Origin of the sequence: Micromonospora sp. NPDC050784 (genome assembly GCF_044456765.1) — a bacterium.
Taxonomy (GTDB): domain Bacteria; phylum Actinomycetota; class Actinomycetes; order Mycobacteriales; family Micromonosporaceae; genus Micromonospora; species Micromonospora foliorum.
On the sequence record NZ_JBITGG010000001.1, the window covers coordinates 206,198 to 226,716 of the forward strand.

Annotated in this window: 19 protein-coding genes and 1 riboswitch; of the genes, 12 read left to right on the top strand and 7 right to left on the bottom strand. The window is 72.3% G+C overall.

Features of this window, described 5'->3' with window-relative positions; all coding sequences use genetic code 11:
- Positions 1 to 25 precede the first annotated feature (25 nt).
- The 6 genes from ACIBD9_RS00975 (at position 26) to pstB (ending at position 6,302) form a co-directional block, all read left to right on the top strand.
- Positions 26 to 910, top strand: coding sequence for a polysaccharide deacetylase family protein (locus tag ACIBD9_RS00975; protein ID WP_396713359.1), 885 nt, complete (start codon positions 26 to 28; stop codon positions 908 to 910).
- Positions 911 to 968: 58 nt separating this feature from the next.
- Entirely contained in the window at positions 969 to 1,895 is a 927-nt protein-coding gene (gene mshD, locus ACIBD9_RS00980; RefSeq protein WP_396713361.1) for a mycothiol synthase, read from the top strand.
- A gap of 291 nt (positions 1,896 to 2,186) precedes the next feature.
- The gene (gene pstS, locus ACIBD9_RS00985; protein WP_396713363.1) at positions 2,187 to 3,293 is read left to right on the top strand and encodes a phosphate ABC transporter substrate-binding protein PstS; all 1,107 of its coding nucleotides are present in this window, start codon (positions 2,187 to 2,189) and stop codon (positions 3,291 to 3,293) included.
- A 38-nt stretch (positions 3,294 to 3,331) separates the two neighbouring features.
- Positions 3,332 to 4,423, top strand: a complete 1,092-nt coding sequence (pstC, locus tag ACIBD9_RS00990) for a phosphate ABC transporter permease subunit PstC (RefSeq protein ID WP_396713365.1) — start codon at positions 3,332 to 3,334, stop codon at positions 4,421 to 4,423.
- Positions 4,420 to 5,508, top strand: a complete 1,089-nt coding sequence (gene pstA / locus ACIBD9_RS00995) for a phosphate ABC transporter permease PstA (RefSeq protein WP_387174161.1) — start codon at positions 4,420 to 4,422, stop codon at positions 5,506 to 5,508. Before pstC ends, pstA begins: the two co-directional genes overlap by 4 nt.
- Before the next feature lie 17 nt (positions 5,509 to 5,525).
- The gene (gene pstB / locus ACIBD9_RS01000) at positions 5,526 to 6,302 is read left to right on the top strand and encodes a phosphate ABC transporter ATP-binding protein PstB (protein ID WP_112584183.1); all 777 of its coding nucleotides are present in this window, start codon (positions 5,526 to 5,528) and stop codon (positions 6,300 to 6,302) included.
- 230 nt (positions 6,303 to 6,532) lie between these two features.
- Here the strand turns inward: pstB and ACIBD9_RS01005 are convergent, their stop codons facing one another.
- Entirely contained in the window at positions 6,533 to 7,366 is an 834-nt protein-coding gene (locus ACIBD9_RS01005) for an NUDIX hydrolase (RefSeq protein WP_396713368.1), read from the bottom strand.
- A gap of 170 nt (positions 7,367 to 7,536) precedes the next feature.
- Between ACIBD9_RS01005 and ACIBD9_RS01010 the strand changes: the two genes are divergently transcribed.
- Positions 7,537 to 8,505 carry a Gfo/Idh/MocA family protein gene (locus ACIBD9_RS01010; protein WP_396713370.1) on the top strand — a complete coding sequence of 323 codons (969 nt, stop codon included), beginning with the start codon at positions 7,537 to 7,539 and terminating at the stop codon, positions 8,503 to 8,505.
- A gap of 56 nt (positions 8,506 to 8,561) precedes the next feature.
- Here ACIBD9_RS01010 and ACIBD9_RS01015 read toward each other — a convergent pair whose 3' ends face one another.
- The 3 genes from ACIBD9_RS01015 to ACIBD9_RS01025 all read right to left on the bottom strand — a co-directional run bounded on the left by ACIBD9_RS01015 (position 8,562) and on the right by ACIBD9_RS01025 (position 11,269).
- Entirely contained in the window at positions 8,562 to 9,569 is a 1,008-nt protein-coding gene (locus tag ACIBD9_RS01015) for an inorganic phosphate transporter (protein ID WP_091402868.1), read from the bottom strand.
- A 4-nt stretch (positions 9,570 to 9,573) separates the two neighbouring features.
- Positions 9,574 to 10,200 carry a DUF47 domain-containing protein gene (locus ACIBD9_RS01020; RefSeq protein WP_053655020.1) on the bottom strand — a complete coding sequence of 209 codons (627 nt, stop codon included), beginning with the start codon at positions 10,198 to 10,200 and terminating at the stop codon, positions 9,574 to 9,576.
- Between the two features lie 127 nt (positions 10,201 to 10,327).
- Entirely contained in the window at positions 10,328 to 11,269 is a 942-nt protein-coding gene (locus tag ACIBD9_RS01025; protein WP_396713373.1) for a PPK2 family polyphosphate kinase, read from the bottom strand.
- A 191-nt stretch (positions 11,270 to 11,460) separates the two neighbouring features.
- Here ACIBD9_RS01025 and sigJ point away from each other — a divergent pair, with 191 nt between their 5' ends.
- Positions 11,461 to 12,426 carry an RNA polymerase sigma factor SigJ gene (sigJ, locus tag ACIBD9_RS01030; RefSeq protein ID WP_396713375.1) on the top strand — a complete coding sequence of 322 codons (966 nt, stop codon included), beginning with the start codon at positions 11,461 to 11,463 and terminating at the stop codon, positions 12,424 to 12,426.
- Between the two features lie 24 nt (positions 12,427 to 12,450).
- Here sigJ and ACIBD9_RS01035 read toward each other — a convergent pair whose 3' ends face one another.
- The gene (locus ACIBD9_RS01035; protein WP_112674113.1) at positions 12,451 to 12,957 is read right to left on the bottom strand and encodes a DUF402 domain-containing protein; all 507 of its coding nucleotides are present in this window, start codon (positions 12,955 to 12,957) and stop codon (positions 12,451 to 12,453) included.
- A 102-nt stretch (positions 12,958 to 13,059) separates the two neighbouring features.
- Here ACIBD9_RS01035 and ACIBD9_RS01040 point away from each other — a divergent pair, with 102 nt between their 5' ends.
- Positions 13,060 to 15,264: an ATP-dependent DNA helicase gene (locus ACIBD9_RS01040; protein WP_396713377.1), complete on the top strand. Its 2,205-nt coding sequence runs from the start codon at positions 13,060 to 13,062 to the stop codon at positions 15,262 to 15,264.
- 176 nt (positions 15,265 to 15,440) lie between these two features.
- Here ACIBD9_RS01040 and ACIBD9_RS01045 read toward each other — a convergent pair whose 3' ends face one another.
- Positions 15,441 to 16,805, bottom strand: a complete 1,365-nt coding sequence (locus ACIBD9_RS01045) for an AI-2E family transporter (RefSeq protein ID WP_396713379.1) — start codon at positions 16,803 to 16,805, stop codon at positions 15,441 to 15,443.
- Positions 16,806 to 16,910: 105 nt separating this feature from the next.
- Between ACIBD9_RS01045 and ACIBD9_RS01050 the strand changes: the two genes are divergently transcribed.
- Together ACIBD9_RS01050 and ACIBD9_RS01055 are read left to right on the top strand one after the other, a co-directional pair.
- Positions 16,911 to 17,249, top strand: coding sequence for a co-chaperone GroES (locus ACIBD9_RS01050; protein WP_030327790.1), 339 nt, complete (start codon positions 16,911 to 16,913; stop codon positions 17,247 to 17,249).
- A 93-nt stretch (positions 17,250 to 17,342) separates the two neighbouring features.
- On the top strand, positions 17,343 to 17,510 hold the full coding sequence (locus tag ACIBD9_RS01055; RefSeq protein ID WP_167362445.1) for a hypothetical protein: 168 nt from the start codon (positions 17,343 to 17,345) through the stop codon (positions 17,508 to 17,510).
- A 57-nt stretch (positions 17,511 to 17,567) separates the two neighbouring features.
- Here the strand turns inward: ACIBD9_RS01055 and ACIBD9_RS01060 are convergent, their stop codons facing one another.
- On the bottom strand, positions 17,568 to 19,058 hold the full coding sequence (locus tag ACIBD9_RS01060; RefSeq protein WP_396713381.1) for a PrsW family intramembrane metalloprotease: 1,491 nt from the start codon (positions 19,056 to 19,058) through the stop codon (positions 17,568 to 17,570).
- A 23-nt stretch (positions 19,059 to 19,081) separates the two neighbouring features.
- A riboswitch (SAM riboswitch) is annotated at positions 19,082 to 19,202 on the top strand.
- Between the two features lie 70 nt (positions 19,203 to 19,272).
- Between ACIBD9_RS01060 and ACIBD9_RS01065 the strand changes: the two genes are divergently transcribed.
- On the top strand, positions 19,273 to 20,517 hold the full coding sequence (locus ACIBD9_RS01065; RefSeq protein WP_396713813.1) for an aminotransferase class V-fold PLP-dependent enzyme: 1,245 nt from the start codon (positions 19,273 to 19,275) through the stop codon (positions 20,515 to 20,517).
- Positions 20,518 to 20,519 lie beyond the last annotated feature (2 nt).

The following is a 20,519-nucleotide window of genomic DNA, read 5'->3' on the forward strand; positions in this document are numbered from 1 at the left end:
GTGACCGGCGAGCCGGGCGGAAGTCGTGACGCGGGGCAGCTCCACCGCGCGGGCCGCGGGGATCGTGACGCTGGTGGTGGCGGGGCTGCTCGGCTCCGCGTACGTGCTGGGCCGCAGCCTCGTCCCCGACCAGACGCCTCGGCACTCCACAGGTGTCACCACGAGCGCCGACGGGCCGCACTACGCCGACCAACCCAGCGTTGGTGAGCCGGGCGGAGCCCCGAACGCCAGCGCCAGCGCCAGCCCGACCGGGACCGGCCCGGCCGAAGCCGGCCAGGACGGGTCCGGTCAGGACGCCGGCGGCGACAACCTGTTCGGCGCGCACTCCACCACCGGCACCCCGCGGCTTGCGTTGACCTTCGACGACGGGCCGGACCCGCGCTACACCCCGCAGGTCCTCGCCCTCCTGCACGAATACGACGTACGCGCCACGTTCTGCGTGGTCGGCGAGAACGCGCAGAACCATCCCGAACTGGTCCAGTCGATCGTGGACGCCGGGCACACCCTGTGCAACCACTCCTGGCACCACGACGTCGGCCTGGGCGCCCGGTCGGCCGACGCCATCCGCGCCGACCTCCTGCGCACCAACGCGGCGATCCGGGCGGCGGTGCCGAACGCCCCGATCGTCTGGTACCGACAGCCCGGCGGGGCCTGGACGTACCCGGTGGTGTCGGTGGCGCGGCAACTCGGCATGACCCCGCTGCACTGGTCGGTGGATCCGTCGGACTGGGAGCTGCCCGGTGCCAGCAAGATCACCGCGACGGTGCTGAGCCAGGCCCAACCGGGCTCGGTGGTGCTGCTGCACGACGCCGGTGGGGACCGAGAGGGCACGGTGGAGGCGCTGCGCCGGATCCTGCCCGACCTGACCGCCCGGTTCGAGCTGGAGGCACTCCCCGCCGAACCGACGTGAGCCTCGGCTTTACGGCGACGGTCCGGGCGTCACGACACGCAACGGATACGGTGGCGGAATGAGCAGCGCGGAGCCGACCAGCGACCAGGTGACCCGGAGCGACCGACTGGCGCCGGCGGAGATCGCCGAGGTGCTGGCCCTCGCCAGCACCGCGGGTGACACGGACGGAGCGGACCCGCTCGACGAACACGTCCTGCTTCGGCTGCGCGACCCCGACGCCCCCGCCGTGCACCTGATCGCCCGCGCCGACGACGGCACCCTCACCGGGTACGCGCACCTGGACACCACCGACCCGGTCGGCGGGATCGGGGTCGAACTGGTGGTGCACCCCGTCTACCGGCGACGGGGCACCGGGCGGGCGCTCGCCCGGGGCGTACTCGCCTCGGCCACCGGGCCACTGCGGGCCTGGGCGCACGGCGACCACCCGTCGGCCGCCGCGCTCGCCGTCGACCTCGGCTTCACCCGCGCCCGGGTGCTCTGGCAGTTGCGCCGGCCGTTGGCCGCGCCGCTGGGCGAGCCGCGCCTGCCCGACGGGGTGGCGCTGCGCGCGTTCCGCCCCGGGGCGGACGACACGGCCTGGCTGGCCCTCAACGCGCGGGCCTTTGCCGAGCACCCCGAGCAGGGCCGGTGGACGTCGGACGACCTGCGGGTCCGCCTCGCCGAGCCGTGGTTCGACCCCGAGGGCTTCCTGCTCGCCGAGGAGACCGCGACCGGTCGGCTGCTCGGTTTCCACTGGACAAAGGTGCACGAGCGGCCGGGGTCGGCCCGGATCGGCGAGGTGTACGTCCTGGGGGTGGAGCCGACCGCGCACGGCGGCGGGCTCGGCCGGGCCCTGACCACCGCCGGGCTGGCCCACCTGCGAGACAAGCGCGGCCTGGACCGGGTGATGCTCTACGTGGACGACTCGAACACGGGGGCTGTCGCGCTCTACGAGCGGTTGGGCTTCGCCCGCTGGTCCGCGCACATCAACTACCACCTGGGCTGACCGTCGGCCGTCGCCCCGGCCGGGTCACCGGTGGGTAACGGCCGGGCGTCGGCGGGATAACGACGAACCGGAAATATACGCATACTTCCGACAGGTGTACCCGGGTTCACTTAACGGACAACTCACCCTCAGCAAGCGGTCACCTCGGGGGCCGTACGTGTTCACCTTGCGTTCACTTGCGACCGGCGAACCGGCTACCTGGCACTTCTAACTTTCGTGTCAGCCGGTCAGTGCCGGTCCTCGGGCCCCGGGATCGGGGCGCCAAGTCAGACGCGAAGGGAAACCCCTCAGGTGAAGCTCCAGCGGTACGGCACTATTGCCTGCCTCGCTCTTGCCGCGACGCTCGGCCTCAGTGCATGCGGCTCGGACAACAACGAGCCCGCCTCCGGCGCGAGTGCTTCGGGCTCGGCCGCCGCGGTCGACTGCGCTACCGGCACGCTGAACGCCCAGGGCTCGTCGGCACAGAAGAACGCCATGGCCGAGTGGATCAAGGCGTACCAGCAGCAGTGCCAGGGCACCACGATCAACTACGAGGCTTCCGGCTCGGGCGCCGGCATCCAGGCGTTCATCGCCGGGACCGCCGACTTCGCCGGTTCCGACTCCGCGCTCAAGCCGGAGGAGCAGCCGCAGGCGGACGCCAAGTGCGTCGGCGGCAAGGCCATCCACCTGCCGATGGTGATCGGCCCGGTGGCCGTCGCCTACAACGTCAGCGGCGTGGACAACCTCCAGCTCAAGCCGGCCACCCTGGCGAAGATCTTCGCCGGCAAGGTCACCAAGTGGGACGACGCCACGATCAAGGCCGACAACCCGGACGCCAAGCTCCCGGCGACCACGATCCAGACCGTCCACCGTTCGGACGAGTCGGGCACCACCGACAACTTCACCAAGTACCTCTCGAAGACCGCCGAGACCGACTGGACCCTGGGCAACGCCAAGGCCTGGAAGGCCCCGGGCGGCACCGGTGCCAAGGGCTCGGACGGCGTGGCCAGCCGGGTCAAGGGCGCGGACGGCTCCATCGGCTACATGGAGTGGTCGTTCGCCGAGAACGCCGGTCTGAAGATGTCGAAGATCGGCAACGGTAACGGCGAGTTCGCCGCGCTGACCGCCGAGGCGGCCGGCAAGACCATCGCCGGTGCTGCCGTCGAGGGTCAGGGCGACGACCTCAAGCTGAAGATCGACTACAACACCAAGGAGGCCGGGGCCTACCCGATCGTCCTGGCGACGTACGAGATCGTCTGCAGCAAGGGCCTCGCCGCCGACAAGCTGAAGCTGGTCAAGGGCCTGCTGGGCCACGCCGCCAGCGCCGAGGGCCAGGCCTCTCTCACCGAGCTGGGCTACGCCCCGCTGCCGGAGACGGTCCGCACCAAGGTCGAGACCGCGGTCAAGAACCTCTCCTGACCCGATTCCACACCTCCGCAACCGAATCGAGCGAGCAGATGGGTGAAACCCCTCACCGCTCGGCCGACGCCGGCACCGGCGGGACGCGCGTGACCCAGAGTCACGAGTGGCCCGCCGGTGCCTCGGCGCGTGTGGCCGAGGCACCAGTCAGCACCCGTTCCCCGGGCGGCACCGGGCTGGGCGGCGGCGGCGCGCTGCCGCGCAGCCGTAGGTTCGGCGCCGAGCGGGCCTTCCGCGGTCTCACACTGGCCGCCGGCACCGCCGTTCTGGTCATCATCGCCGCCATCGCGATCTTCCTGGTCGCCAAGGCGGTGCCGGCCCTACGCGCCAACACCGAGAACTTCTGGTCCTACGAGGGCTGGTCCCCCAACGACACCCAGCCGAAGTTCGGCATCGGCGCGCTCGCCTTCGGCACCGTGCTCAGCTCGGCGCTCGCGCTGCTCATCGCGGTGCCGGTGGCGCTCGGCATCGCGCTCTACCTGTCGCACTACGCGCCGCGCCGGCTGGGCACCGCGCTCGGCTTCCTGGTCGACCTGCTGGCCGCCGTACCGAGCGTGGTCTTCGGCCTCTGGGGGCGGGACGTCTTCAGCAGCCCGGTGCGGGACTTCTCCGTCTGGCTGAACCAGCACTTCGGCTGGATCCCGCTCTTCGGCGGCGACGGCCCCTTCGGCGCCTCCGTCATGCTGGGCGCCCTGGTGCTCGCGATCATGGTGCTGCCGATCATCACCTCGCTCTCCCGCGAGGTGTTCCTCCAGACTCCCACCGCGAACGAGGAGGCCGCCCTCGCCCTGGGCGCCACCCGCTGGGAGATGCTCCGCACCGCGGTACTCCCCTACGGCCGTCCCGGCATCATCGCCGCGATGATGCTCGGCCTCGGCCGGGCGCTCGGCGAGACCATCGCCCTGGCGCTGACCCTCGGCATCACCTTCGGCATCTCGTTCAACCTGATCCAGAACGGCGGCAACACCATCGCCGCCAACATCGCCAACGCGTTCGGCGAGGCGAACGAGACCGGCCGGGGCGCGCTCATCGCCTCCGGTCTGGTGCTGTTCACCATCACGCTGATCGTCAACATCACGGCGCGGGCGATCATCTACCGCCGCCGGGAGTTCACGGAGTCGGCCGCATGACCACAACCGTCACCTCCCACCGCACCCGGCCGCCGGCCCAGCCCGACTCACTGCGGGCCAAGCGGCTGCCCTGGTACGCCGCCCCGGCCATCGCCGTGGCGGCCCTGGCGCTCTCCGCCGTGGTCGTCTACGGCACCGGCATCGGCGGCCCGGTCCTCGTGGTCGTCCTCGGCGCGATCCTCTACCTGGTCGGGCTCTTCGCCGCCGCCAACGCGGTCGAGGGGCGCCGATCGGCCCGCAACCGCACCTGGAGCGCACTGATCCACTCCGCCTTCGTGCTGGCGGTTCTGCCGCTCGTGTCGGTGGTCTGGACGCTTGTCAGCAAGGGCACCGACCGGCTGGACGTCAACTTCTTCCAGACCTCGATGAACAACATCGGGGCCCGGGACGCCAACGGCGGCGCGTACCACGCGATCGTCGGCACGCTGGAGCAGGTCGGCATCGCCACCCTGATCACCGTCCCGCTCGGCGTCCTCTGCGCGATCTACATCGTCGAGTACGGGCGGGGCAAGTTCGCCTTCGCGATCCGGTTCTTCGTGGACGTGATGACCGGCATCCCGTCGATCGTCTCCGGCCTCTTCGTGCTGGCGTTCTGGGTGCTGATCGTGTCGCCGTGGTTCAACGACGGTCGGCCCAGCTTCTCCGGCTTCGCCGCCGCGCTCGCGCTGAGCGTGCTCATGCTGCCCACCATCGTCCGGTCCACCGAGGAGATGCTCCGCCTCGTACCGGCGCCACTGCGCGAGGGCGCGTACGCGCTCGGCGTACCCAAGTGGAAGACCATCCTGCGGGTCGTGCTGCCGACGGCGCTGCCCGGCATCGTCACCGGCGTCATGCTCGCCATCGCCCGCGCGGCCGGCGAGACCGCGCCGGTGCTGCTGGTCGCCGGCGGTGGCGCCGCGATCAACACCAACCCGTTCGAGAACAACCAGTCGTCGCTGTCCCTCTTCGTCTACCAGCAGGCCGGTGACGCGTCGAAGTACGCCCCGGCACGGGCGTGGACCGCGGCACTCACCCTGGTCGCCCTCGTGCTCATCCTGACGATCGCGGCGAAGCTGCTGGCCCGTCGCAACAGGCTCAGCCGATGAACCCCGGAGGTACCACCATGGCCAAGCGCGTCTCCGCCTCGAACGTCACCGCGTACTACGGCGGCTTCAAGGCGATCGAGAACATCAACCTGACGGTCGAGCCGAAGACGGTCACCGCCCTCATCGGGCCGTCGGGCTGCGGCAAGTCGACATTCCTGCGGTCGATCAACCGGATGCACGAGGTGCTGCCGGGTGCCCGGGTCGAGGGCAGCCTGACCATCGACGACCAGGACATCTACGACCGGGACGTGGACGTCACCGCGGTCCGGCGCACCATCGGCATGGTCTTCCAGCGGCCGAACCCGTTCCCCACCATGAGCATCTTCGAGAACGTGGTGGCCGGGCTGAAGCTCAACGGGGTCCGCAAGAAGTCGATCCTGGAGGACGCGGCCGAGAAGGCCCTGCGCGCCGCGAACCTGTGGGGCGAGGTCAAGGACCGGCTGGGCAAGCCCGGCGCGGGCCTCTCCGGCGGTCAGCAGCAGCGGCTCTGTATCGCCCGGACCATCGCGGTCGAGCCGCAGGTCGTCCTGATGGACGAGCCGTGCTCGGCCCTGGACCCGATCTCCACCCTGGCGATCGAGGACCTGATGTTCCAGCTCAAGGACAAGTTCACGATCATCATCGTGACGCACAACATGCAGCAGGCCGCGCGGGTGTCGGACCGGACCGCCTTCTTCTCGATCGAGAAGACCGGCGACCCGGGCCGGCTGATCGAGTACGACAACACCCAGAAGATCTTCAGCAACCCGAGCGTGAAGAAGACCGAGGACTACATCACCGGCCGCTTCGGCTGAGCCGCTGGCTCCCGGTCCGCGAGGGGCGTCGGTCAACCTGACCGGCGCCCCTTCTGCGTACCCGGAGCGATTCGCGGCCCGGCCCATCCCCAAGATCGCGCTGAAACATGGAAGTAGTGGCCTCCTCCGCGCGACCACACCACTATTTCCTGGATCGAGCACGATCTTGCGGCGAGGGCGGCCAGTGGCGGCGCGACCTCGGCGGGTTCGGGCGTTGGCGCGGGCAGCGGTCAGCCCAGGACGAAGCGGGGTTCGCCGTCCGGGGGCAGGTCCAGGCGCGGGGTGACCGGGGTGGCGGCGTCCCGGTCGGTCGCCGCCCGAGCCACCCCGGCCAGGTCGCCGGCCGCCGCCACCTGGGCCAGCGTGACCAGGGTCGGTGGCAGCATGGTCAGCTCGCCGGCCCGCGCGCGGGCCAGCGCGTCCGCCGGCCGGATCCACAGGGTGTGGTCGGCCTCGCCGGAGACGTCGCGGGTCCGCTGGCCCGCCGGCAGAAGAGCGATGAAGAAGTACGTGTCGAAGCGGCGCGGCTCGAACTCGGGCGTGATCCACCGGCTCCACGGCAGCAGCAGGTCCGATCGAAGGGTGAGCTGACGGTCGGCGAGCAGCGCCGCGAAGCCCAGCCGGCGCCCCTCCAGGTCCTGCCGGGCCGCCTCCCAGTCGTCACCGCTGACGTCGCCCACCACGGTCTCCCGGTTCGGGCCGGCCAGCAGCACGCCGGCCTCCTCGAAGACCTCCCGCGCGGCGGCGCAGACCACCGCCTGCGCGGCCTGCGGGGCCACGCCGAGCCGGTCCGCCCACTCGCCAGGCGTCGGGCCGGCCCAGTCCAGGTGCGCCTCGGAGTCGGAGCGGTCCACCCCACCTCCGGGGAAGGCGTACATCCCGCCGAAGGTCATCGCGGCGACCCGGCGGATGACGTACACCTCGAAGTCGGTGTCGGTCGGACGCAGCAGCAACACGGTGGCCGCGACCCGCGGCGTCGCCGGGGTGCCACCCTCGGCCTGGAACCGGCGGGCGTGCTCGACCAGGGCGGCCGGGGCGGCGAAGCCGTCACTGTCGATCGTCATGCCGCGAGCCTAGTTCCCGGCGGCGCGCTCGCCATCCGCGCGCCAAGCCACGAAGCGGTCGACTCGGTCGGGTGGCGTCGGGGCGGAAAACATGGCCGGGCAACGCGCGAGCCGGGCAACGCACGGCGGGCAGCAGCGGGCGGTTCACCTGGCTCGGCTAGCGTTCCGGCATGACTCGTTGGGGCATCCTGGCCACCGGCCACATCGCCAGCCGTTTCGCCGAAGACCTCCGGCTGGTGCCGGACGCCGAGTTGGTCGCGGTCGGTTCCCGCGCCGCGGAGAGCGCGCAGCGCTTCGCCGACACGTACGGCGCGAAGCGCGCCTACGGCTCCTGGGTGGAGTTGGCCGCCGACCCGGAGGTGGACGCGATCTACGTGGCGACCCCGCATTCCGCGCACTACGAGGCGGCGATGACCTGCCTCACCGCCGGGCGGGCGGTGCTGTTGGAGAAGCCGTTCACCCTCGACCTGGCCACCAGCACCGAGTTGGTGGAGACTGCCCGCGCCGCCGGAGTCTTCCTGATGGAGGCCATGTGGATGCGGCTGAATCCGCTGATCCTGCGGGTGGTCGAGCTGATCGCGGACGGGGCGATCGGCACGGTGACCGGCGTCCGGGCCGACTTCGGGGTGGCCGGGCCGTTCCCGCCGGAGCATCGGATGCGCAACGCGGCGCTGGGCGGGGGTGCCCTGCTCGACCTGGGGATCTACCCGATCAGTCTGGCCCATTTGCTGCTCGGGGTGCCGCAGCACGTCCGGTCCTGGGCACAGCTCGGCCCCGAGGGTACGGACGAGAACACCGGCATGCTGTTCGGCTACGACAGCGGCGCGCTGGCGACGCTGAGCTGCGGCATGGTCGGGTTGAGCGGGCAGACCGCCTCGATAACGGGCACCACCGGCCGGATCGACCTGCCGGAGCCGTTCTTCCGGCCGGGTTCGGTGACCCTGCACCGGGCCGGCGCGGAGCCGGAGACGATCGTCGCCGACGGGGCCGGCAACGGCTACCAGTACGAGGCGATCGAGGTGCAGCGCTGCCTGGCCGCTGGCCTGACCGAGAGCCCGGCGGTGCCGCACGCCACGACCCTCGAGGTGATGACCCTGCTGGACACGGTCCGCGAGCAGATCGGCGTGCGGTACGTCTGAACACGGGAAGGGCCCCCTGCCACGGCGAGACCGTGACCGGGGGCCCTTCCAGAAACTCAGCCGAAGAGCGGCCGGACCAGCAGGTACGTGACGCAGGCGATCAGCGCGGCGGCCGGGAACGTGATGATCCAGGCGAGCACGATGTTGCCGGCCACGTTCCAGCGAACCGCGGAGAGTCGCTTGGTCGCGCCCACACCCATGATCGCCGAGGTGATGGTGTGGGTGGTGGAGATCGGTGCCTTCAGCACCAGGGCGTTGAAGTAGAGCACCGCGCTGGCGACGGTCTCGGCGGCGAAGCCCTCCGGCGGCCCCAGGTCAATGATCTTGCGACCGAGGGTCCGGATGATCCGCCAACCGCCGGCGTACGTGCCGAGGGCCAGCATCGTCGCCGAGGTCCAGAACACCCACCCCGGGATGTGCGTCTTGCTCTCCTGGAAACCACCGGTGTAGAGCGCCAGCACCACGATGCCCATGGTCTTGGCGGCGTCCTGCATGCCGTGGCCGACCGACATGGCGGCGGCCGAGGCGGTCTGCGCCCAGCGGAAGCCCCGGTTGAGCTTGCCCGGCTGCCCCTTCCGGAACAGCCACAGGATGGCCAACATCAGCAGGTAACCGAGGGTGAGGCCGACGATCGGCGACAGCACCATCGGCAGCAGCACCTTCTCGCCGATGTTGCCCCACTGCACGATGCCGCCGGTGGAGAGCAGGGTCGCGCCGACCAGGCCGCCGAAGAGCGCGTGCGAGGACGACGAGGGCAGACCGAAGTACCAGGTGATCAGGTTCCAGGCGATCGCCCCGAGCACCCCGGCGAAGACCACCCCGAGGCTGTTCACCCCGGTCGGGAGGGTGACCAGACCGTCGCCGACGGTCTTGGCCACGCCCGCGCCGAAGTGGGCGCCGACGAAGTTGCCGACCGCGGCGAGCCCGAGGGCGATCCGGGGTGTCAGCGCCCGGGTGGAGACGCTTGTGGCGATCGCGTTGGCGGCGTCGTGGAAGCCGTTGGTGTAGTCGAACGCCAAGGCCACCGCGATCACCGCCAGCACGGCGATGAGTTCAGGGGACACCGGCTCAGGACTCCTTGACGGCGATGGTCTCGACGGTGTTGGCCACGTGCTCGAAGGCGTCGCAGGCGGCCTCCAACTCGTCGGCGACCTCCTTCATCTTCAGCACCGTCAACGCGTCGTACTCACCGGAGAAGAGCCGGACGAGCAGCTGCCGGTTGATCCGGTCGCCCTCGTTCTCCAGCCGGTTGCACTCGATCCAGTAGTCCTCGAGATCCTTCATCGACTTGAGCCGGGGCATCGCGTCGGCGGTCAGCTTGGCCTGCTGGTCGAGCACGTTGACCATCTCGTGCAGCTCGCGGGGAAGCGCCGGAAGCTCGGTCAGCCCGTAGAGGTACAGCAGGTCGCCGACCGCTTCCAGGTGGTCCATCACGTCGTCCAGCAGCGAGCCGAGCCGGTAGATGTCCTCCCGGTCGAACGGGGTGATGAAGGTCGAGTTGATCTTCTTGTACAGGTCGTGGGTGATCTGGTCGCTGTCGTGCTCGACCTCGGTCAGCCGCTCGCTGACGGACTGCACGTCCACGCCGGGCAGGGCCAGCTCGTTGAGCAGCGCGGTGCCCCGGACCAGGTTCTGCGCGGCCCTGGTGAAGAGCTCGTAGAAGGCGCCCTCGGTGGGGCGGAAGGAAAACTTCACAGCACAGACCTCGTCGCGTCGGTGGAAGGGTGGCGGCGCCCGAGAGCGCCCGCTCGGTGAATGCTAGGAAACGGCTGAACGGGGAATTCGCCGGCCCACCCCTGGCCAAGCACCATTCACCGCTCGTTCACCTGCCGTTCATCTCGGCTGCCCCACCCGCACCCGCGCCCCCAGCCAACAGGCGCTTCCGCTCCCGCTCCACGTCGAAATCGGCAGCCGGATACCCCAGATCGAGCGTGTCGAACGTCTCACGCAACAGGTGGGCCACCGTCCAGTCGCGGTACCACTTGCGGTCCGCCGGCACCACGAACCAGGGCGCGGCGTCCGTGCCGCACCGGCTCAGAGCCTCGGCGTACGCGGCCTGGTAGTCGTCCCAGTGCCCGCGCGAGTCGATGTCCGAGGGGTTGTACTTCCAGTGCTTGCGGGGGTCGGTGAGCCGGTCCAGCAGGCGCTCGCCCTGCTCGGCGTACGAGATGTGCAGCATGACCTTGATCAGGGTGACGCCGTCCTCGGTCAGCTCCCGCTCGAACGAGTTGATCTCGTCGTAGCGGGCTCGCCAGGTCGTCTCCGGCACCAGGGAGCCGACCCGGGCGATCAACACGTCCTCGTAGTGCGAACGGTTGAACATCCCCACGTACCCCGGCGGCGGCAGCTCACGGCGGATCCGCCAGAGGAAGTCGTGTCGCAGTTCCTCGCTGGTCGGCGGCCCGAACGAGCGGATGTGCAGGCCCAGCGGGTTCATGGCGCCGGCCACCCGCTTGATCGTGCCGTCCTTGCCGCCGCAGTCCATGGCCTGGAGCACCAGCAGCACCCGGTGCGCCGGCCGCTCCGACCCGGTTTTGGCCATCGCGAAGAGCATCTCCTGCTGCCGGCCCAGCTCCTCGCCGACCAGCTCCACCTGCTCCCGCGCCCAGGTCTTACGGTGCTCGCTGCGGCCCGCCGCCTCCGGCAGGCCGGGCATGGACCTCGGGTCGATCGCGCCGAGATCCACCGGCGCGGTGACCCGCAGCAGGTCCCGCACGGAGCCGCCGTCCGGTGCCACGATCCGCCCTTGCTGGGGTGCGCTCATGCACGGATCATCGCCCACCCACCGCCTTTCCGCCCGCCGAGAGCCGCCGCCGGGGCCAGGGCCCGCCGACCGGCGCCCGCCGACCTCCGCCCGCCGAAAGCGTCGGCCCGTCGGGCCGTTGCGGGGCAGCCGGCGCCCCCGCTCGGCGGGAGGATGTAGGCCGGGACGCCGACCGGAAGGGGTGGTGGGTCGTGCGGGAACTGGCGACGGAGTTCGAGGCCGAGCGGGGCCGACTGCTCGCGGTGGCCCTCCGGATGCTGGGCAGCCGCAGTGAGGCGGAGGACGCGGTGCAGGAGACCTGGCTGCGCTACGCCGGGGCGCTGGCCGACCCGGCGGCCCGCGCCGAGATCCGTGACCTGTCCGCGTGGCTCACCACGGCCTGCGCCCGGATCTGCCTGGACGTGCTCCGCTCGGCTCGGGTCCGCCGGGAGGCGTACCCCGGGCAGTGGCTGCCGGAGCCGGTGGTGAGCCCGTTGGGGGGTCGGCCGCCGGCCGACGGCTACGCGCCCGACCCGGCGGAACGGGCGGTCCGCACCGATGAGGTCGGCATGGCACTGCTGGTGGTGCTGGAGCGGCTCGCGCCCGAGCAACGGGTCGCACTCGTGCTGCACGACGTGTTCGCGCTGCCGTTCGCCCGGGTCGCGGGGGTGCTCGGCACCACCGAGGTGGCCGCCCGGCAGCTCGCCTCCCGGGCGCGACGGGCGGTCACCGCGCCGGACGTACCCCGACACACCGCCGGCCCGGCCGAGCAGCGCCGGGTGCTCAAGGCGTTCGTCGCCGCCACCGAGTCCGGCGACCTGGACCAGCTCCTCCAGGTGCTCGCTCCGGACGTGGTCTTCGTCGGCGACTCGGGCGGGCACTTCCCCGCGGCCCGTCGGCCGGTGCTCGGCGCGGACGCCGTGGGTCGCCTCACGCTCGGCCTGTTCGGCCGGACCGGCCGGTACGCCGACCGGGTCCTGGCGCGGCTCGTGCTCGTCGACGGCGCGCTCGGTCTCCAGTTGGAGACGGCGCACAGCGACGGGCGGCCGGTCCGCCTGGTCACCGCGTTCGCGGTGGACCGGGGCCGGATCACCGCCATCTACAACCAACTCAACCCGGAGAAACTGACCGACCTGCCGCCGCTCGACGCCGACGACGGCTGGCCACCGCGCTGGTGAGCCGGCCCGACCGGGCGGGCGGCGTCAGACCACCAGGGCCAACCACTTGCGGTACGCGGTGGCGAACGGCTCGGTGCCGTCGCCCAGGGCCCCGAACAGCCGTTGTGCCGCGGCCTCGGCTTCGGCCACCACGTCGTCCGGGTAGCCGAACCGGGCCCGGTGCTCGGCGAACTCGTCCTCGTCGAGCAGCTCTACCAGGCCGGTGGCCCGACGCCGGACGACGTCCAGGTCCAGGTCGATCAGGTGGACCGTGTCGTCGGACTCCCAGCGGGCCGGGGTGGTGATGTCGCAGTAGACCTCGCTGGTGCGGGGCGGGGGGTTGAACATGGCCGTCCACCAGGCACGATGTGGCACCAGCAGCACGAACGGGATTTTCTCCACCGAGGGCCGGCCGTGGTAGACCGACTCGGTGCCCTCGGGCACGCCGAGCCAGATGCCGAGATCGTCCTCGGTGAGCCGGCGGGCCGGGTAGTCGCGGTGGGCGCTGCCGTCGTACTTGCGGTAGATCACGCGGACCATGTCGCTCGGCATGATTCGCACCCTAACCGATACAGCCCAACGCGTCGTAGCGCGGCCGTAACCGGACGGGGTCGGCCGCGACCCCGGCTTGGTCGGCATCGCGCCACGCGGCGGATGGGCGCGGTCGGTGTCGGCGGCGCCGGGTACCGTCGCACGGTGACTCCGCCCCGCACCGCCACCGGTTCCGCCACCCCGTCGGCCCGTGCCAAGGGCCGGCGGCGGGGTGCCCGGCCCAGTGGCACGGAGCTGCTGGCGGCGGCGGTGGGCGCGGTGCCCGGCGGCGCGGAACGCCCCGGCCAGTTGCAGATGACCACGGCGATCGAGGAGTGCGTGGCCGGCGGCGAGCATCTGCTCGTGCAGGCGGGCACCGGCACCGGCAAGTCGCTTGCCTACCTGGCGCCGGCGCTCACCGTGGACGGCCCGGTGGTGGTCTCCACCGCCACCCTGGCGTTGCAGTCCCAGCTTGTCGACCACGACCTGCCCCGGCTCGCCGACGCGGTCGAGCCGGTGCTCGGCCGTCGGCCCACCTTCGCCGTGCTCAAGGGCCGCCACCACTACCTCTGCCTCGCCCGACTGGACAACTCCACCGAGGAGGAGCCGGAGGACACCCTCTTCGACGCTCCCGCGGCGCGTCCCGGCGGCGGGACGAAGTGGCTCGGTGAGGCGGGCCGGTTGGGTAAGCAGGTCGAGCGGCTGCGGGACTGGGCCGAGAAGACCGCCACCGGCGACCGCGACGAACTGGATCCGGGCGTCGACGACCAGGCCTGGCGGCTGGTGTCGATGCCGGCCCGCGAGTGCGTCGGCGCGACCCGTTGCCCGTTCGGGCAGGAGTGCTTCGCCGAGGCGTCGCGGGCCCGCGCCCGGGAGGCCGACATCGTGGTGACCAACCACAGTCTGCTCGCGGTCGACATGCTCGCCGACCGGCACATCGTGCCGCCACACAAGCTGCTCATCGTCGACGAGGCGCACGAGTTGGCCGATCGGGTCTCCTCCGCGGCCCAGGCGGAGCTGGTGCCGGAGCTGATCGACCGGACCACCCGGCGCGCCCGTACGCTGCTGCGCCCGGAGACCGCCGAGGCGCTCACCGCCGCCGGCGACGCCCTCGCGGTCGGGCTGGCCGAGGCGCCGGCCGGGCGGATAACCGCGGGGTTGCCGACGCCGCTGCGGGAGGCATGCACGCTGCTCGACGCGGCGACCCGCTCCGCCCTGGACGCGATCGGCGACATCAAGGCCGACGACCCCGACCCGGTCCGCAAGCAGCAGGCCAAGGCCGCCCTGGACGAGCTCTCCACCACCGCGCAGCGGCTGCTGGAAGAGGCCGACCACGACGTGGCCTGGGTGGAGAAGAACGACAGCGGCAGCCGCCGGGCACTGGTCGTCGCCCCGCTGTCGGTGGCCGGCACCCTCGCCACCCACCTGTACGACGAACGCACCGTCGTCGCCACCTCGGCGACCCTGGCGCTGGGCGGCCGGTTCGACACGGTCGCCCGCGCCCTCGGGCTGGACGCGCCACCGCCCGCCCCGCCGACCCCCGCCGCGGCCGCGCTGGCTGCCCGCACCGGCCCCGGTCGGCCGGCCGCCGAGACGCCGGGCCGTCGCCTCGCCGGCGAGGTCACCCCGAACGCCGTCGTACCGGCCACCGAGGGCCCCGGGTGGCGGTCACTCGACGTCGGTTCGCCGTTCGACTACGCCCGGCAGGGCATCCTGTACGTCGCCGCGCACCTTCCCCGCCCCAGCGTCTCCGGGCTGCCCGAGGCTGCCGGAGAGGAGCTGCTCGGGCTGGTCGAGGCACTCGGTGGTCGTACTCTCGGGCTGTTCTCCTCCCGGCGGGCCGCGCAGCAGGCGGCGGAGCTGTTGCGCGCGCGGACCGACCTGCCGGTGTTGCTCCAGGGCGAGGAGGCGCTGCCGCTGCTGGTGCGTCGCTTCCGCGAGGAGCGCGCCAGTTGCCTGTTCGGGGTGATGTCGCTCTGGCAGGGGGTGGATGTGCCGGGTGACGCCTGCCAGCTCGTCGTCATCGACCGGCTGCCCTTCCCCCGGCCGGACGAACCGTTGGCGGCTGCCCGCGCGGCGGCCGTGGACGCGGGCGGCGGCTCCGGCTTCGCGGCGGTCAGCGTGCCGATCGCGGCGGTCCGGCTGGCTCAGGGCGTGGGCCGGCTGATCCGGGCGACCGGCGACCGGGGCGTGGTCGCGGTGCTCGACTCCCGGTTGGAGACGGCCCGCGGCTACGGGCCGTTCCTGCGCCGTTCGCTGCCCCCGTTCTGGTATACGACCCGCCCCGAGGTGGCCCGGGGCGCCCTGGAACGCCTGGCCAAGTCCTGACCCCCGCGCCGCAGGCGAGCCGCCGAATGGGCAAGCCCAAGATCGCGCTACAACATGGAAAGAGTGGTCTCCCGCTGGCGGGAGGCCACTCTTTCCAGGATCGTGCGTGATCTTGAAGGCGGCGGGACGCGCGGGGGGCGAGAGCCCCGGGCCGGGGTGCCGCGGGCCGGGCTGGTCTAGGGGGCCTGGGAGGCGACGACGACGGCGTCGGGTGGGGTGTCCGGGACCCTTCGGGCGGCGAGCCGGCGGACGGCGGTGTTCAGCACCGCGATCAGCGGCACGGAGACCAGGGCGCCGGTGATGCCGGCGAGTACGACACCGGCGGCGATGCCGATGATCACCGCGAGCGGGTGGAGGGCGACCGCCCGACCCATGATCAGCGGTTGGAGCACGTGCCCCTCGATCTGCTGCACGCCGATCACCGCTCCGAGGATGATCAACGCGGTGACCGGGCCGCTGTCGACGAGGGCCACCAGCACCGCCACGCCACCGGAGAGCGCCGCACCGACGATCGGGATGAACGCGCCGAGGAAGACCAGCGCGGCCAGCGGGAAGGCGAACGGGATGTCGAAGACGACGAGGAAGATGCCGATGCCGACCGCGTCGATGAAGGCGACCAGCACGGTCGCCCGGACGTAGGCGCCGAGCGTGTGCCAGGAGGCGCGGCCGGCGTCGTCGACCTTCCACCGGGCGGCCACCGGCAGCAGCCGGACCAGGAAGCGCCAGATCCGGTTGCCGTCGCGCAGGAAGAAGAACGTCGCGAAAAGCACCAGCAGCGTGCCGGTCAGCACCTCGGCCAGTGTCGCGGCGGTGCTCAGCGCGCCGCTGGTGAACTTCGAGGTGTTGTCGTTGATCCAGGCCTGCGCCTCGTCGATGTAGCGGTCGAGTTGGGTGTCGGAGAGGTGCAGCGGCCCGGTCTTCAGCCAGTTCTGGATCTGCCGGACGCCCTCCGACGACTTCTCGCTCAGCTCCGGTACGCCACGAATGAACTCGTTGACCACCAGCGTCAGCGTGCCGATCACCGCGGCCAGGCCGCCGACCAGCACCACCGCCGTCGCCAGCGACCGGGGGAACCGGACCCGCAGCAGCCAGCCCACCGCCGGTGCGAGCAGCGCGGAGAGCAGCAGCGCGATGGCCAGCGGAATGATCACGATCTTGATCGTGCCGACGATCCGCAGCAGCGCCCAGGCCACCACGCCGATCACGATCAGCCGCCAACACCACGCGGCGGCGATCCGCAGCCCGTGCGGAACGTCGGCGTCGTCCCGGCTGGTGGTGGAGCTGTGCAGGTCCACCGGAGCTTCCGCGCCGTAGACCGTGGCGCTCGGCGGCGCGGTCGGCCCCGGCACGGCCGGCGACGCCACCCGGGCCGAGTCCGACCCGTCGTTCAGGGCTTCACTCGACGCGCCCTCGTCGGCGCGCGCCGACTCCTGTCGTGACTGGTAGGCGCGGCGAAGCCGCCCGCGTACCCGCTCGAAGCGGCTCAAGCGCACCTCCTGGCAGAAAACCCGGCCCGCCAACGGCGACAGGTCGGACAGCATACGTCCGTTCCCGACACCGTAGGGCGGTTCCGCCACACAATGCCCCGACCACCTCCGGCGTAACCACCGGCAGGCCACCGTCGGCGACACGGTAGCGTCTGCGGCGTGACCGCCGACAACGATCTCGACGCCGGCCTGCCGATCCGCCTGCTGCACGACCGTGTGCTGGTGCGGATGGAGGGCAGCGAGGGCGAACGCCGCTCCACCGCCGGCATCGTCATTCCGGCGACCGCCGCGGTCGGCAAGCGCCTCGCCTGGGCCACCGCGGTCGGGGTGGGCCCGAACGTCCGCGCCATCGTCTCCGGCGACCGGGTGCTCTTCGACCCGGACGACCGCTCCGAGGTCGAGCTGCACGGCCGCGGTTACGTGCTGCTGCGGGAGCGGGACGTGCACGCCGTGGCCGCCGAGCGGATCGAGAACGACTCGACCGGCCTCTACCTCTGACGCAGCTCCCCCGGCCACCAGGCCCCACCGCGCGCCGTTTGCCCAGCCGCACGACGGGAAGCCATCCGGCGACCGTGGCCCTGGGGAGGGACGATGCCGGTATTCGTGAAGAAGCTGTTGACCTGGGGCAGTGTCGCGTTCCTGATCTACTTCATGGCCTTTCGGCCGGACGGCGCCGCGCAGATGTTCCGAGGGATCGGGGCGGCGCTCATCGCGATGTTCCAGGGCCTCGGTGATTTCCTCACCTCGCTGCTGGCCTGAACCGCTCTGCTGACCTGTGCCGCCGGCCGGCGACCACCGGCCGGCAGGCGGCAGCCGTCAGTGGTGCGTCGGCGGCCAGGGCGACGCCGGGCGCAGGCCGGGCCAGCCGGGCGGGGCGTACCCCACCGGAGCCGGGGCGGGAGTCAGCACCACCGGGATCGGCACCACCGGCTCGTCCGGCGCGTCCACCGGGCGCTCGGTGCCGTCCGGGAAGCGCAGGTGGTAGCGGCTGCCGTCCCAGACGCCCGCCGGGGCCTGCGGGTCCCGACCGACGAAGAACGACCGGTACGCGGTGATCGCGTCCAGCAACTCCCGCTCCTCGCGCGCGGTCCGCTCCTGGTCGGCGGGCTTGCGGTCCAGGCCGCGCAGCGTCCCGTCGCGCAGTAGGGCCAGCCGGGTGGCGGCGGACTGGTAGCCCCTCATCGCCCGCACCCCGGCGTCGCCGGCCACCCGCCGCGCCCAACTGCGGGCGGCGTGCCGCCGGCCGAGACTGCTCAGGGCGGCCACCTCGGGCGGGCTGAGCCAGCCGGCGCGTACGTAGTCCGGCAGGGCCCGCTCGGTGAGCCGCCCCTCCCAGGCGCGCAGCCACAGCGCCAGCCCCACGGTGCCGAAGAAGACCGGCACCATGAGGCCCAGGAAGCCGTACAGCATGATCATGGCCTCGCCGGTGGCCTGGGTCAGCGTGGGCAGCAGGTTCCACGTGCCGTGCAGCATCATCGCCAGCAGCAGGCCGCCGATCGGGGCGAGCACCCGGATGCGCCGGTCGGCCGTCCGGGAGGCGATGCCCAGCCCCACACCGGTCATCGAGGTGAAAAGGGGATGGGCGAACCCGAACAGCAGGATCCGCAGGATGAAGATCGCGATGACCTGCTGGATGCCGGTGGCCGGGCCGTAGCGGTCGGCGCCGGACGCGTAGCCCAACCCGCCCAGGTAGAGGATGTTCTCCACCATGGCGAAGCCGACCGCGGCGAGCCCGCAGTAGACCAGGCCGTCGGTGATCCCGGACCACTCGCGGCGGCGGAACACCAGCAGCAGGATCGGGCCCAGCGCCTTGGTCAGCTCCTCGATGAACGGCGCCACCAGCACCCCGGTGAGCGCGGACGGCAGGCCCCAGTCGGCGAAACGGTTGGCGGCGAAGTCGTTCACGGTGAGCGAGGCGGCGGTGGAGACGAACGCTCCCCAGGCGAAGCAGAAGATCAGGTACTTCAGCGGCTCGGGTTCGTACCGGTCCAGCCAGAGGAAGCAGGCGACCAGCACCGGCACCGGCAGGATGGCGGCGACCACCCCGATCAGCAGAGCCTGCGCACCGAGCGACTGGCCGAGGGTGAAGACCATGAACACCGCGCACGCCGCGATGAACAGCACCACCCCGGCCAGCACCAGGAACCGCCGCCAGCCCAGTCGGCGCAGCGGCATCCGGGGCGTCTCGCCCACAGGTGGGGCGGCGGGCGCGGGCGGGGCGGCGGGCGACGGCGGCAGCGGTGAACCGGGCGGGGTGTCGGCCATGCGGTCAGCGTAGCCATCCCCCGCCGGCTGGTTCGGTCGCATCGGTAGCCGCTATGCTGCCGACAGGTCACGAGCGCCAGCGTCAAGCCCCGGCTTGCTGGCCGGCAACCCTCGTCGAGTTCGCGGTGGGGTGCCCCGGGTGATGACCGGGCCCAGCCCGATCGGTGTGCTGGGCAAGCGCGGACCCCGTCCCGATGTCGCACCCGGGGTCCCTGACCCCGGAGGTTCCGGCGTGTCCGTCACTCTCGTTCCCTCGCTGCCCAGCCTGCCCACCGTGCCGTCGGCGCCGCCCGCGCCGCTCGACGTCCTCGGCGTGCCCGGCGAGATCAACCTGGACTACGCGGCCAGTGCGCCGTGCGCGCGGGCCGCCGCCGACGCCGTGGCCGAGCTGCTGCCCTGGTACGCCAGCGTGCATCGCGGAGCGGGAGCGCTGTCGCGCCGCTGCACCCTCGCGTACGAGCAGGCGCGGCAGACGATCGGTGACTTCTTCGGCGCTCGCGCCGACGATCATGTGATCTTCACCCGCAACACGACGGACGCGCTCAACCTGCTGGCGCGGGCCGTGCCGGCCGGCACCACGGTGGTCACGTTCGCCGGCGAGCACCACGCCAACCTGCTGCCCTGGCCGCGCGGGTCGGTACGGCTGCCGGTGCCCGCCGACCCCGACGGGGCGGTACGCGACCTCGCCGCCGCCCTCACCGAGCTGCGCCGGGGCAGCAGCCCGGCCCTGCCGGTGCTGGTCGCGGTGACCGGTGCGAGCAACGTGACAGGTGAGCGGTGGCCGGTCGCCGAACTGGCGCGGGTGGCCCACCGGCACGGTGCCCGGATCGTGCTCGACGCCGCGCAACTCGCCCCGCACGCCCCGATCGACCTGCTCACGCTCGACGTGGACTACCTGGCCGTGTCCGGCCACAAGCTGTACGCGCCGTTCGGCGCGGGCGTGCTGATCGGCCGGGCGGACTGGCTGGACGCCGCCCCGCCGTACCTGGCCGGTGGTGGGGCCACCAGCCACGTCGGGCCGGCCACCCACGACGTGACCTGGGCGACCGGCCCGGCCCGACACGAGGGCGGCACCCCGAACCTGCTCGGCGCGGTTGCCCTGGCGGCGGTGTGCGCGGCGCTCGACGACGCGGACCAGGCCGCGCTGGCCGCCCACGAGCAGACCCTGCTGGCCCGGCTGCGGACCGGGCTCGCCTCCCTGCCGCACGTCGTCGAGCTGCGCACCTTCGGCCCGAACGCGCCCCGCGTCGGCATCATCTCGTTCGTGGTCGCCGGTTGGGACTCCACCGAGGTGGCCGCCCGGCTGGCCGCCGAGCACCACATCGGCGTACGGGACGGGTTGTTCTGCGCCCACCCGCTGGCCCGGCGTCTGCTCAGCGAGGCGGCGGGGCGTACCGGCCGGCGGGACCTGCCGCCCACCGCGCTCCGCGCCAGCATCGGGCTGGGCAGTACGGCAGCCGAGGTGGACCGGCTGCTCACGGCGCTGGCCGAGCTGGGCTGACC